The following is a 12,628-nucleotide window of genomic DNA, read 5'->3' as shown; positions in this document are numbered from 1 at the left end:
TGTACGGCGAGAGTGCAACTACTTATGCTGACGAGTGATGTCGCGCGTGCGACGTGCCTACGACCTCAACCCGGAGATGCCGAGATGACGGAGATCCAGCGCCCCGGAGCCCTCTATCAGCAGGTGGCCGCCGCAATCCGCGAAGCGATCTTGTCCGGGGAGTTCGCCCCGGAATCGCTCCTGCCATCGGAAGCCCAGCTCATGGCCCGCTACCAGGTCTCCCGACCCACGGTCCGCAACGCCATCGCCGCACTGCGCGCGGAAGGTCTCATCGATGTCCGGCACGGCAAGGGCAGCTTCGTCCGCGCCGACCGCGGCCCCGCCACCGACATCTCCCGCTACGTCGGCAAGACGCCGGCCGGACACTTCACGCTGTACGGCGTAGCCGCCTGGCAGCAGACGGAAGAACCGACCACCTACCGCACCCGCGCCACCGAAGCCACCGCCCACGAGCTGGAACTCAAAGTGGAGGATGCCCTGTTCGGCTGTGACCGGCTGCTCGCCGACCCAGCGACCGGGGCCCGAGCGATGCACCGCACGCTGATCCCCTTCACCACCGCCAACGCCGTGCCCGCTCTCGCCGAGGCACCGGACACCGATCCCGCGACGGTGTACGCGATGCTGACGAAGGCCGGCCACGAGCTGTGGTGGTCCGAGGCGGTCCGCGCCCGCATGCCGCTGCCCGACGAGCGCACCGCGCTGCGCCTGCCTGACGCGACCCCGGTCCTGCACGTCTCCCGGGTGACCTGCGGCACCGACGGCGACGCCCTGATCCTTGAAGAGCTCCGCATCGGAGCAGACCGCGCCGCACTCGTCTACCGGATCACCGCCGACGAGGACCCCACCCGACCCGGCAAGGCGTGATCGCCAACGGCAATCGGTCGAAACCGTCTTCACTTCCTCAAGGGCGCGCCTGCGGCGCGCCGGGTCGCCCGGCCGCCCCGGCCGGGCGTGCGGCGTGACCGCCGGTCCCGGCCGGTCGCCGGACGCCCCACACCGCAGCCGGCCAGACGAGTCGAAGCGTCGACCGGCCGTCGAGGGACGGGGCGTGGGTGGCTGGGGGTCGCCGGCCTCCGAGACTTTAGGCAGCTCCCATGGGGCGAGCCTCGAAGAACAGGGGGCCGATCGGGCTCTTGCGGGCAGGTCCAAGGACTGCCCGATCCGCTGGCGAGCGTAAGGCCCCCTGTTCACTCGCCCCATGGCAGCTACCGCCCAAAGTCTCTGCGGTCGGCGACGTGCCCATGTGCTCCGCTCACCAGGGGAAAGGCGCCTCATGCCGCACCACCATTGCCGTCGGCGAGCGTCTCCAGGAGTACGGCGAGCCGGTCCACGGCGTCCGGCCAGCCCGCCAGGCGTACGACCCCGCGCCCGTCCTCGTTCGTCGAGGCGACGGCACGCACGTCCGACAACTCGAAGCCCGCGCCCAAAAGAGCCCGGTTCAACCGGTCGGCCGACGCGCGAGCCACACGCCATCCCGCGATGTAGTCGACCCCAGACACCCACAGCGCTGAGTCCACGCCTGCGATGTCCAGACCGTCGCCCAGTCCACCCTCATCTGCGCCAGACACCTTGCCCACCTCTGTCCCGATCGAGGTAACGGATCGTCAACTTCCTTACTCCGGGGCAGAAATGCAGCACGACGGCCCCGGTACCATCAGGCACCGGGAACCGTCGTGTTCCCAGCCGGGCCACCCTTCGCTTTCCAGGGCTGATGGGGTGGCCCGGCGTCGGTTTTAGGTTGTCGAGCGCGGCCCCTCCGGGAGGGGAGCCCCCGGTTGTACGAGAGGCCGCGCCCCTAGCCGGAGTGGTCAGGCTCCAGCCGGTGACCGGATCGCCGCCCACTCCTGATCGCGAAGGAGTCGATCAGGGCGACAACCCGGCTTCTGTCAGGCCGAGTTCTCGACCCACAGCCGGTCGAGGTCCAGACGGCACCACACCGTCTTTCCTCCGTTCGTCCCCGGCGACCACCACACCGCGTCGGACAGCCGCTGAATGATCAGCAGGCCGCGCCCGCGGTCCGGCAAGAGCGCCTCGGAGAAATCGCCCGCGAGCTCAGGCGATACGAACTCACCCACCGCAAGCTCAGGCGGTGTCGAGTCCTCATCCGACACCCCGATCACGAGCACCTCGGGCCACGTCATCAAGGCCACATCGATTCGCCGTCCGGCACCGGGCCGCGCAAGGCAGCCATCGGGCACTGCGTGATGTACGACGTTCCCGACCAACTCCGACACGACGAGCTGCGTGACATCGACCGCGTGACCCAGCCCCCAGGTATGGAGGTACGAGCCGGCCAAGTCCCGCGCGGCCTTCGCGCAGTCCGGCGACTCGGCGAAGAGCGTCAGCGCCCGGAAGTGCCCGTTGGCCGGGTCATGCACCGAACGGCGCGGAGCAGCCGCCGTCGAGACGTTAGCCGTGCGTTTGCTGTGCTGCGTTTCCACCGCGTTCCCTCCCGAGCACTGTCGGGCCGTGCAGCCCGTCGACCAGTGCCGAACAGTGAACGACGCGGGAGGTCCAGCCGGGAGTGTCCACCAGGGGGTTCACGTGAACACCGGCAAATGCAAAGGGGGTTCACCGATGAACCCCCTAGCGCGATACTCCTGTGACAGGATGAACACTCGCCGTCATTCTCGGGTTGGCAGGGGAGCATGAGCCGAGAGCCGAACGCGAAGTTAATCGCCGCCATGAACGAAGCGCAGGTCTCCAACAAGGGCCTTGCGAAGCGGATGAAGGACGCCGGCGCCCAGCGCGGCATGAACCTCGGAACGACGCACGTCGCCGTGCAGCGATGGCGAGACGGCGCAGGCATCCAGCCCCAGACGGCGGCGATCATGGCGGAGGTCCTGAGCGCCAAACTGGCCCGCAGGATCACCCCCGGCGATCTCGGATTCTTCGATCACGCAGAGCGGGCAACGCCTCAGCCAATCGGCTACCCAGGCACAGTGGCCGACGTGCTGTCCACGCTGGAACACCTTGCCGACCAGCGTGCCGATGCTCCAGCCTCCGACCAGCTGACCATTGCGGACGGCGACCTCAGCGCAGCAGTTCTGTCCTGGATGATCACCCGCCCCGATGGCGTCCAGGTGGACAGACCCAGCAACCAGCGCATCGGCATGCGCGACGTCCGGGCAATCAAGGACGCGGCCGGGATGTTCATGCAGCTCGACTTCAAGTACGGCGGAGGCCACGGCCACAAGGCATTGCGCCACTACTTCCGCCACGAGGTCCTGCCCCTGCTGGACGCCAGCTACAGCGAGAGGGTGGGCACCGCGTTATTCGGCGCAGCCGCCGAGGTCTCCCAATTGCTCGCATGGACCGCGTACGACACCGGAAACCACCAGCTAGCCCACCGCTACCTGACCTCCACGCTGCGCCTGTCGCAGGTCATCGACGACCGCATGTTCGGCGCCCGCATCCTCGGCAACCTCAGCCACCAGGCCAACTACCTCGGAAACCACGCCCAGGCCATCCAGCTTGCCCGCGCCGCCGTCGAGGGCGCCAAGGGTCGTGCCACCCCGCGTGCCATGGCGAACTACTCGGCCATGGAGGCCCGCGCCCTGTCCAACGCCGACGACCGCATCGCAGCGGGCCGCGCCATGAACGAGGCAGAGCGCCACTTTGAGCACGCCGACACAGGCGAGGATCCCGCATGGCTGGGCTACTTCGACTCGGCCGAGCTCATGGGCGAGCTCTGCCACTGCTTCCGCGACCTCAAGATGCGCCGCGAAGCCGTCGAGCAGGCCCAGCGTGCCGTGGACAGCACCGACCCGAAGTACGCCCGCACGTTGGGCTTCTGCCGCATGGTGCTTGCCCAAAGCCAGCTACTCAGCGGCGAGTTGGAAGCCGCCGTCACAACAGCCAGCCTCGCCATGGACGGCGGCGACACACTCCAGTCGACACGCTTCCAGCGCTACGTGGCCGACTTCCAGGTCGAGGTGAGCATCCACGCAACGAACCCCACCGTGGCCGCCTTCAACGACCAGGTGCACGACGCACTCGCCCGCCTGGAGGACGACGAGTAGCCCCTACCAGGGCCGCCAGTCCCGAGGCGCATCATCGTTACGCAGACCGGCGATGCGCCGGCGGTACTCGGCCGCCGTCTCCTCATCCTCCTGCACGTTCTGCATCAGCCACGTCGTCATGCCGAACTCCTGGATGCCACGCAGCGCCTCGTACCCGTGCCAGTCGTACAGATCCCGCCCGTACGCGGCCACGAAGTCGGCGTACTGCTCGTCGGTCTGCCACCCAAGACTGTGGTGCTCCACGGCCGTGACCATCAGGTCCCACTCAGGGTGGTCGTAGCAGAAGGCCTCGAAGTCGATCAGGATCACTTGCCCGCGGTCGTCGACCATGAGGTTCTGCACATGGGCATCCCCATGCACGGGCCCCTTCGGCGTCTCGAACCGCAGCTCCGCGTACTTGCCTTGCAGCTCCCACCACCGCTTCCGCAGGAAGACCTTGTCATCCTGCGGGATGACGGCCCGCTCCATCCGCAGCTCCTGCTTGTCGAAAGGCTCGAACGGCGGCAGTTCGAGCCCTTCCGGCACTGTCAGGGAGTGCAGCTCCCGCAGGACACCACCCAGCTCTTCATAGGTGGCCTTGCGATCGCCCTCGACGATCAGATGCCAGAACGTCACCGGGTGACCATCGACCAAGAGCGGCTGCTCAAGATCCTCAACGATCCGAGCGGCGGGGAACCTTTCCTCCGCCAGCCACCGCGAGACGTCGACTTCCGTGCGCGCCTTCGGCAGCCACTCTTCCCCTCGGGCCACGCGCACGATCACTGGAGCCGAGGCCAGCCGGAACAACGCGTTCTCCCCGAGCCGGATCAACTCCGCGCCTCTGTCATCAAGCCCCGCAGCCCGGCACGCGGCCACCATCACCCGCGTAGCCCCCGCCGACGTGAACCCCTCTTCCGATCGAGCAGCGTCAACCGCCATGCCCGTACCAGCTCCCCTAGTCGCGCGCGATCAACCAGCGCACGCCCACAGGTGACCAACCCGACGTGCACCGGACACAACCATGACCGTACCCAGCAACAGCCGATCGAGGCGAGTGGCGGCATTCAGGGATGCTATGCACACCCCAGTCGGCCACCGGCTTCGGCCGGCCTCCCTGCCGATCGGGACATTGAGAGGCACCGACGGGTGCCCCTCGAAATCGTCAGGAAGCGCGAACCGTGAGAGTCGGATACTCGGTTAGCAATTCTCTATCGAAATGTAGGACGAAATCTCGCGACACAGTGGCGGCCCTAACTGCTACCTCAGGTGACAAGATTATGAGTCGCCCATTCACCTGCGCGGAAAGTACGCGCGCATACTGCTCTTTGAGTCGAAAAAGATCCTTAATTTTACTTAGCTGTAGATCAGTGAGTTGACTATCTCCATGCACAATGCTGTTTCGTAGGTCGATGACTGCATCAAAGTCCTGAGAGGCTTTGTCTCCGGATACGTTGATATCGAAAGCTATGGATAGCCATTTGCGCCTGGCTTCCCACGTCCTGAAGATTGAGTCCTCCACCTCTGAATGCAGTACGCGTGCCAGCCGGAAAGACATGGCGGTATCAGCTGCAAACAGGCTCTTGACTACTTTGTCAACGTGAGCTTCAACCAGCGTAGCGCAGGAAACAACTGCCGCTTGAATTCCGTCTTGATCAGTATCCGCATACGGCATGGTGCCCAGGATGCCGACTCTTCGCAGCACGCCTTCACCGCTTTCTGTAAGCTGCCACGTAGTCAATTCTGCTCCCCCCAGGAGAAGGCTTCCCTATTCAAGGAGCCTGCATTTATGACAGACTTCCTAAGGGAAGCATTTAGATCTCCTTGGCGTCCCATGGCTGCTGCGATAGCGTGTTCTGAGATTTTCGTGGAAGCCTTTAGAAGTTCCACAGTCATGTCATCAGTTAGGGCGCTGAACTTGGCTGATACCCATGCGGCTTCCGCTCTTACCATTTCATGACGATCGCTACACTGTTCCTTCGCCCAGGCGAGTACCCAATTGCAGTCTACTGAGCTTCCCTTCGGAAGCCTTCCAGTAACATGGAGTAGCCAGATTCGCCCTGATGGTCCGATTCTCCCCGCCTCGATCACCTTACGCACGAGGGACCAGTTTTCTTCAGGTTCCGAAAAAGAATCCATGCGACTGAGGATATATTTGCAGACCCGCTCTAGGCGTATCGGCTCCCGAAAGATTAGATTTGTGAAGACTTCTGAATCAATTCTTCGACTGTCCTTTTGCAGAACCGTAATAGCGAGGGGCAACATGCGACGGAGTTCCCTTGCCTTGTAGGTCTCCGTATCTGGCTGACGTCCTGCAACAGATGCCTGCCAGTCGGCAATGATGCGCCGCATTGATTCCTTCAACGCATTCTCGTCATCCGGTGGAATTTCCACGAATTCTACGTCGTCATAGTCGCGCTGTACCAGTTGAATCAGAGTAAGGCGAGATTTCGCGCTGTCGAAGTACTTCTTTTGTAGAACATCTCTGTTCTTGGCCCGCGCTCTGTGAGCCTCGGCTCGCATGATACCTGTCTTATCTGAGGACAGGATAAGTCCAAGTTCGCGCGCATACTCCGCTGCGTACTCGATTACTCCATTAGCCATCTCCCAATTTTCTACCCTGATACGAAAGTCATCTGCATAGCGGACAACAGGAAGCTTGTGACGCAGTAGCTGGCGTTCCAACACGCTCAAGTAGAGGTCGGCCAAACGGTCGCTAGGTGTCGAAAGTTGAGGTAGACCGCGGCCATTGAAAGAGCACCTTTTCAGGAAGGATCGAATCGCATCGGCTTTGCCGTAATCCATAGTTCGCATCAGAAGTTCACGATGCAATATTTCGTGATCGATAAACTCGTAGCAGGCGGCAATGTCAATATCGACGATGTATTCGCTCGGGGATTCTTCGGCAAACTTCTCGAAGATGCCCCAGTTCCCCTCGCTGCGACTGTCCGGCTCCAGTTGCTTATCGATAGAGTCCACTAGGGCTACGTAGAGACATCTGGACGCCACGTCTGAAATTACGATCGGCCTGTGGCCGAACTTCTTCTTTGGCATGGTGATGGTTTCTACAGCGATGCCAGCGTTAGGCAGCAATGCAATTTCTGCAAGACTAGTCAAAGTTTGGTGTGAATTCGCCAGTGATCGATCAGTAATGAGGGCAGGAAGCCGATCGAGTGGTTTCGCGAGCACGGCCTTGACTGCTTTAGGGATGTTCAAGTTCTGCACATCGTTGGTCGCCATGTGCTCCGCTTCCTGCCGGTCATAGGTTGAGGTAAGCATGATGGCAGTGAGCAAGGGCCTAGGCATACGCTTTGATCGGAGCAACGTGAGGGCGTCCTCCTTGCTCGTCCCGGCCAGGTAGTCTCAGTGGACGGTGGAAGAGCCCTCAGAGAGCGGCAAGGGCGTCGGCGGCGTGTCCTGCATGATCCCCTGCTACTCGCCCTGGGAACCAAGCGCCTTCCGGACGGCAGTCACTGCCCCTCGCCGCCGTCCCGCCTCGACGAGTGGGATGGCGCCCGCTGCCAAGAAGTTCGCTGCGAACGCTGGCGGTGTCGGGTTCCCGGACGCAGGGGACGATTCAGCGCCGCTCGTGTTTACGTTGCATAGAGTGTTTTTCGTGCTCGTTGACCAGCCATATGGAATGAGAACACGAACTCGCAATGATCGAATCCATCGAGGTCTAAACGGCCTTCAAGGCTGTAGATGGCCCCGAGAGATCCCTCTTGACTCACTGTTGCCATCCGGCCAACGGCTGAAACACCGCTCACGCTTACCGGGACGCACGTATCGGCGATCACTGCAACGGATTCCTTGTCCTGGGAGTCCATAAACTCACGCGCAGGAAGTGTCATAAAGGCTTCGCCGTTGGGAGACAGTTCCGAATCTGAAGCATCCGCAGGTGTGGGGTCGCCGGTGAAAGCGATGTTCCATCCCCGGGTGAGCACCCCGAGAATACGGCGCGCCGCCTCCTTTGTGAGACCTGAACCTCCGACGGGGAATTGCGCACTGAAGATCTTCTCCGCCAGAGCGAGGTACAGCCGGCCATATCGCTCCTTCGCCCTTGCGACCTGTGCACGTTCGGCAATCCTCTGCGGGAGCATCGGCTGCGTACCCTTTGCCTTCGCGCTAGAGAGACCATCCTTGGCATGGAAGATACGATTGCGAATCTGGTTGTGCAGTTCGTCGTAGATGTCATGCACGGCATTGCCGCTCGAAGGAACCGAGAAGCTCCGCAGATCTACTGACCGCCCCTCGGCCGCTAGCGCTCGCTTGAACCAATCTTCGTCACGCTCAGGTTTGCCATTGCTCTTCAGCAGCTTTGGCTGCCGCCAACTCAGCAGAGATTCAAGAGCAAGGTAGATGTTTCGGAAGGCGTCAAAGAGGTCGTCTGTCAGTTCTGACATTCGGTAGTAACGCATGCTTTCTTGCCAATGCGGAGTCTTTTCGGCATCGGGAGGCCTCAGTCGACCGTCAGGTCCGCGTACCTCTGCCGTGGCTCTGATCGCTGCTGTGATGGTAGCCGAGCACCAGAACCGGATTACGACCTCCTGCCCTGCGATCCACCAAACAGCATGCGCACGCTCCACATCTTCAAGGGCCAGTGGTGTGCGCCCCTTGAGAGCGAAGATATCAAGTCCTTGGTTTGCCAACTCTGGCGCGACAGCAGTTACTGCTTCATATCTCGAAGCGGCTATTCCGCGGACGACAACGGCTTTCACGCCTTCGCGTACCTCGACCTCTACATTCGTCGAGAGCTTCGCTACGTCACCGAATTCTGGTGCTGCTCTGAGGGGATAAAGACTCCCAGAACTTGCCACATCTCCAAAAAGAGGAATTCCCTCGAAGTCGGCCATGTGGACACTTTAGTCTTGATGGTCCGAAAAAGCATCGTTGTTTGGCCTGCTGAAGCTTCGGCAGGGGTGCATGACCCGTTCGCGATGGATCGGACATCTCTGCGGCTGCTGATGCGCATGGCGGCACAGTTCACACGAAGCCTTGCCCCGAGAACGCCCCAAGAGACCGCCAGAGCGTCCCCGAAGGGCGGTAGGGCCTCATCCCACTCCACCTCGGAGCGGACCTCGTTGAGCCTCAAGGAAGCGGCAGAGGCGTTCTAGCCGCCTCCCGCACGATCCCACGCCGCCACGCTGTGCATCGAGCGCCCGCAGGACGGCAGCCTCTTCCTCACGGCCGTCCCCCAAGCCTCCACGATGCGCCGCACGCCTCACTCACGTCAGTGAGCGTGACCGCTGGTCGGAGAGTCCTTACTTGCCGTCGGCGGCTGCAACTTCTCTGCCCCTGTTGCTTACTGGCCAAGTTTCCATCTGCGGCCGGATGGTGCAGTCGAGACGCTCAGGCGCCCCCTTGGCTACACCGATCGGACAGGACACTCCGGTTCCACCCAGCCCGCAGTACCCGCCCGGGTTTTTGCTGCCCGAAAGGTACTGCTGGTGATACCCCTCGGCCGGATAGAAGGCACGCCCCGCCGCCGGCAGGATCTCCGTGGTGATCGTGCCGTGGCCCGTGCCGGTGAGGCGCCTCTGGTAGGTCTCGCGGGAGGCTTCGGCGGCGGTGGCCTGGGCGGGGGTGTGGGTGTGGATCGCGGAGCGGTACTGGGTGCCGACGTCGTTGCCCTGGCGGAAGCCCTGGGTGGGGTCGTGGGACTCCCAGAAGGTCTTCAGGAGGCGCTCGTAGGAGATGAGCGAGGGGTCGTACACGACACGGACGACCTCGGTGTGGCCGGTCAGGCCGGAGCAGACCTCTTCGTAGGTGGGGTTCTCGGTATGGCCGCCCTGGTAGCCGACCAGGGTCGTCCAGACGCCGCCGGGGAGCTGCCAGAACGTGCGCTCGGCGCCCCAGAAGCAGCCCAGGGCGAAGTCGGCGATCTCATGGCCCTCGGGGTAGGGGCCGAGCAGCGGGGTGCCGAGGACGGTGTGCCGGTCGGGCGCCGTGAACACCGGGGTGGGGCGGCCCTTCAGCGCCTGCTCGGCGGTGGGCAGGACGGGCGTACGGCCGAACAGCATGGGCGCGGGCTCCTTCTCGTCTCCTCGCCGGTCCCCGCGGTGGTGGCCGGAACCGGCATCACGCACAACGGCCCGGCGCCGCCCCGCATTCCGTCGGGGCGGGGCGACGCCGGTCCCGGTGCCCGTCAGTGCGGCAGCGTCGCCGGGCTGCCGCCGTTCGCCTCGTAGCCCGCCACCGCCAGCGCCCGGTAGACCGCGAACTCGGCCGCCGGATCGGGGGACAGGGTCCACGGCAGGGCGCCCACGTGGCCGTCGATGTGTATGAACTGGTTCATGGCCTCCTGCCAGCGCTCGCCGCGGACCAGGAAGAAGACCAGCATGTGCCGCACATGCGCCAGCATCGGGTCGTCCGCGCGGGCCGAGTGCACGGCGTGCAGTGCCCCGTGCATCGCCTTGGTGACGGTCTCGCTCTGGTAGAAGCCGCTGACCAGGTTCACCTCGGGCAGGTGCTCGAAGACCGCGAACAGGGGCATGGCGGCCAGGAGGGAGCCCCGCGGGGCGCGGGCCGCGGCCGCCTCCGCGAAGGACATCGCCAGCTCACGCGAGCCGTGCCACTTCTCGCACCAGTAGTGCAGCGCCGCCAGATGCGCGCCCATGTGCGCCGGGGCACGGTCCAGGATCTTCAGCCACAGCTGCTCGAACTCCGCCCGCGGATAGGCGAGGCCACGGGCCACCGACAGCTCGACGATGTACGGGATCGGGTCACCCGGCGCCAGCAGCGCCGCCTCGCCGCACGCCGCCTTCGCCTCCTCCATGATGATCCGGAACGAGTCCGTGCCGGGCGTCGCCGTCCGCCACGCCTGCTGCACCAGGAACTCCGCGTGGATGGCCGCACCGCCCGCGTCCTTGGGCTGCTCGGACCGCCACACCCGCAGCCACTGGCCGCCCGGCGACTCGCTCACCCCGCCCGGCCGCTGCGACAGCTCCAGGGAGGCCGCGCCAGCGAAGGCCTGCACACGCTGCCAGCGCAGCTCGCCCGTCGCCTCGGTGCCCGCCAGCAGCTGGGAGGCCGCCCGGTAGTCCTGGGTGCGCTGCACCAGGTCCAGGACGTCCAGCAGGTCCTGGTCGGGGCCGGGCATGCGGACGTCCAGCTCTTCCTGCCGCACGAAGCCGTAGTCCGCGGGGTCCGCGGCGTCCGGGTGGCCCGGCGGGACCTGCTCGATCATGCCCCGGCGGCGCCGCAGGACCGGCAGCAGCACGAAGCCGAGCATGACCACCGCCATCAGGACCCAGAGAATTTCCATGCCTCAAGCGTTCCAGACGCCGCCGACAATTGGCCAACCCGGTCCCGGGCCTGTGGAAAACCCCCTGTCCCTGCCCCGAAAGCCTGGGGAAAACCTCCCGTCCAGGCTCCGCGACCTGGGGAAAACCCTTCTCCAGCCTCGCTGTGCGACGCCTGCCCCGCGAGCGGACTACGCTCGGTGCCCATGAGCGACAGGCACATCAGTCAGCACTTCGAGACGCTCGCCATCCACGCGGGCAACACGGCGGACCCCCTCACCGGTGCGGTCGTCCCGCCGATCTACCAGGTCTCGACCTACAAGCAGGACGGCGTCGGCGGCCTGCGCGGCGGCTACGAGTACAGCCGCAGCGCCAACCCGACACGCACCGCCCTGGAGGAGAACCTCGCCGCCCTCGAGGGCGGCCGGCGGGGCCTCGCGTTCGCGTCCGGACTGGCGGCCGAGGACTGCCTGCTGCGTACGCTGCTCAGTCCCGGCGACCACGTGGTCATCCCCAACGACGCGTACGGCGGCACGTTCCGGCTCTTCGCGAAGGTCGTCGCCCGCTGGGGCGTCGAATGGTCGGTCGCCGACACCAGCGACCCGGCCGCCGTCCGGGCCGCCATCACCCCGAAGACCAAGGCCGTGTGGGTGGAGACCCCCTCCAACCCGCTGCTCGGCATCACCGACATCGCCGCCGTCGCGCAGATCGCCCGGGACGCCGGCGCGAAGCTCGTCGTCGACAACACCTTCGCCACGCCGTATCTGCAGCAGCCGCTGTCACTCGGCGCCGACGTCGTCGTGCACTCCCTGACCAAGTACATGGGCGGCCACTCGGACGTCGTCGGCGGCGCGCTGGTCACGGCCGACGAGGCGCTCGGTGAGGAACTGGCGTACCACCAGAACGCGATGGGCGCGGTCGCCGGGCCCTTCGACTCCTGGCTGGTGCTGCGCGGGGCCAAGACGCTGTCGGTGCGCATGGACCGGCACAGCGAGAACGCGACCAAGGTCGCCGACATGCTGACCCGGCACGCGCGCGTGACGAAGGTGCTCTACCCCGGTCTGGAGGACCACCCCGGTCACGAGGTCGCCGCCAAGCAGATGCGGTCCTTCGGCGGCATGGTCTCCTTCCGGGTCACGGGCGGCGAGGAGGCGGCCGTCGAGGTCTGCAACCGCGCCAAGGTGTTCACGCTGGGCGAGTCCCTGGGCGGCGTCGAGTCCCTGATCGAGCACCCCGGCCGTATGACGCACGCGTCGGTCGCCGGCTCGGCCCTCGAGGTCCCCGCCGACCTCGTACGCCTCTCGGTGGGCATCGAGAACGTCGACGACCTGCTGGAAGACCTTCAGCAGGCTCTGGGCTAGTCCCTTCGACGGTGCACGAGCCGGGCGT

The 12,628-nt window shown here is 64.8% G+C and carries 11 protein-coding genes; 3 read left to right on the top strand and 8 right to left on the bottom strand.

The window, feature by feature from the left end; translation table 11 throughout:
• Positions 1–84 precede the first annotated feature (84 nt).
• Positions 85–864, top strand: coding sequence for a GntR family transcriptional regulator (locus tag ACIOHP_RS01285; protein ID WP_401882215.1), 780 nt, complete (start codon positions 85–87; stop codon positions 862–864).
• 407 nt (positions 865–1,271) lie between these two features.
• Here ACIOHP_RS01285 and ACIOHP_RS01280 read toward each other — a convergent pair whose 3' ends face one another.
• Positions 1,272–1,577 carry a hypothetical protein gene (locus ACIOHP_RS01280; protein ID WP_388629135.1) on the bottom strand — a complete coding sequence of 102 codons (306 nt, stop codon included), beginning with the start codon at positions 1,575–1,577 and terminating at the stop codon, positions 1,272–1,274.
• Between the two features lie 309 nt (positions 1,578–1,886).
• Positions 1,887–2,441, bottom strand: coding sequence for an ATP-binding protein (locus ACIOHP_RS01275; protein WP_401882211.1), 555 nt, complete (start codon positions 2,439–2,441; stop codon positions 1,887–1,889).
• 207 nt (positions 2,442–2,648) lie between these two features.
• Between ACIOHP_RS01275 and ACIOHP_RS01270 the strand changes: the two genes are divergently transcribed.
• Positions 2,649–4,022: a sporulation protein gene (locus tag ACIOHP_RS01270; RefSeq protein WP_401882209.1), complete on the top strand. Its 1,374-nt coding sequence runs from the start codon at positions 2,649–2,651 to the stop codon at positions 4,020–4,022.
• Positions 4,023–4,025: 3 nt separating this feature from the next.
• Here ACIOHP_RS01270 and ACIOHP_RS01265 read toward each other — a convergent pair whose 3' ends face one another.
• The 6 genes from ACIOHP_RS01265 to ACIOHP_RS01240 all read right to left on the bottom strand — a co-directional run bounded on the left by ACIOHP_RS01265 (position 4,026) and on the right by ACIOHP_RS01240 (position 11,262).
• Positions 4,026–4,940 (bottom strand): phosphotransferase enzyme family protein, encoded by a 915-nt coding sequence (locus tag ACIOHP_RS01265; protein ID WP_401882206.1) that lies wholly within the window; start codon positions 4,938–4,940, stop codon positions 4,026–4,028.
• A 223-nt stretch (positions 4,941–5,163) separates the two neighbouring features.
• The gene (locus ACIOHP_RS01260; protein ID WP_401882203.1) at positions 5,164–5,739 is read right to left on the bottom strand and encodes a hypothetical protein; all 576 of its coding nucleotides are present in this window, start codon (positions 5,737–5,739) and stop codon (positions 5,164–5,166) included.
• On the bottom strand, positions 5,736–7,292 hold the full coding sequence (locus ACIOHP_RS01255; RefSeq protein WP_401882200.1) for a reverse transcriptase domain-containing protein: 1,557 nt from the start codon (positions 7,290–7,292) through the stop codon (positions 5,736–5,738). The genes ACIOHP_RS01260 and ACIOHP_RS01255 overlap by 4 nt, the downstream gene beginning before the upstream one ends.
• A gap of 299 nt (positions 7,293–7,591) precedes the next feature.
• On the bottom strand, positions 7,592–8,851 hold the full coding sequence (locus tag ACIOHP_RS01250) for a hypothetical protein (protein WP_401882197.1): 1,260 nt from the start codon (positions 8,849–8,851) through the stop codon (positions 7,592–7,594).
• A gap of 408 nt (positions 8,852–9,259) precedes the next feature.
• On the bottom strand, positions 9,260–10,018 hold the full coding sequence (gene msrA, locus ACIOHP_RS01245; RefSeq protein WP_401882194.1) for a peptide-methionine (S)-S-oxide reductase MsrA: 759 nt from the start codon (positions 10,016–10,018) through the stop codon (positions 9,260–9,262).
• A gap of 125 nt (positions 10,019–10,143) precedes the next feature.
• Positions 10,144–11,262 (bottom strand): hypothetical protein, encoded by a 1,119-nt coding sequence (locus tag ACIOHP_RS01240; protein ID WP_361548559.1) that lies wholly within the window; start codon positions 11,260–11,262, stop codon positions 10,144–10,146.
• A 183-nt stretch (positions 11,263–11,445) separates the two neighbouring features.
• On the opposite strand from ACIOHP_RS01240, the gene ACIOHP_RS01235 reads away from it, so the two are divergent.
• Positions 11,446–12,600, top strand: coding sequence for a cystathionine gamma-synthase (locus ACIOHP_RS01235; RefSeq protein ID WP_361548562.1), 1,155 nt, complete (start codon positions 11,446–11,448; stop codon positions 12,598–12,600).
• The last annotated feature ends 28 nt before the right edge of the window (positions 12,601–12,628 follow it).

The organism is Streptomyces sp. NPDC087859, assembly GCF_044742595.1.
GTDB classification, from domain to species: Bacteria; Actinomycetota; Actinomycetes; order Streptomycetales; family Streptomycetaceae; genus Streptomyces; species Streptomyces canus_F.
Note: the sequence above shows the minus strand (reverse complement) of the source record. Positions and strands in the feature narration are given on the sequence as shown.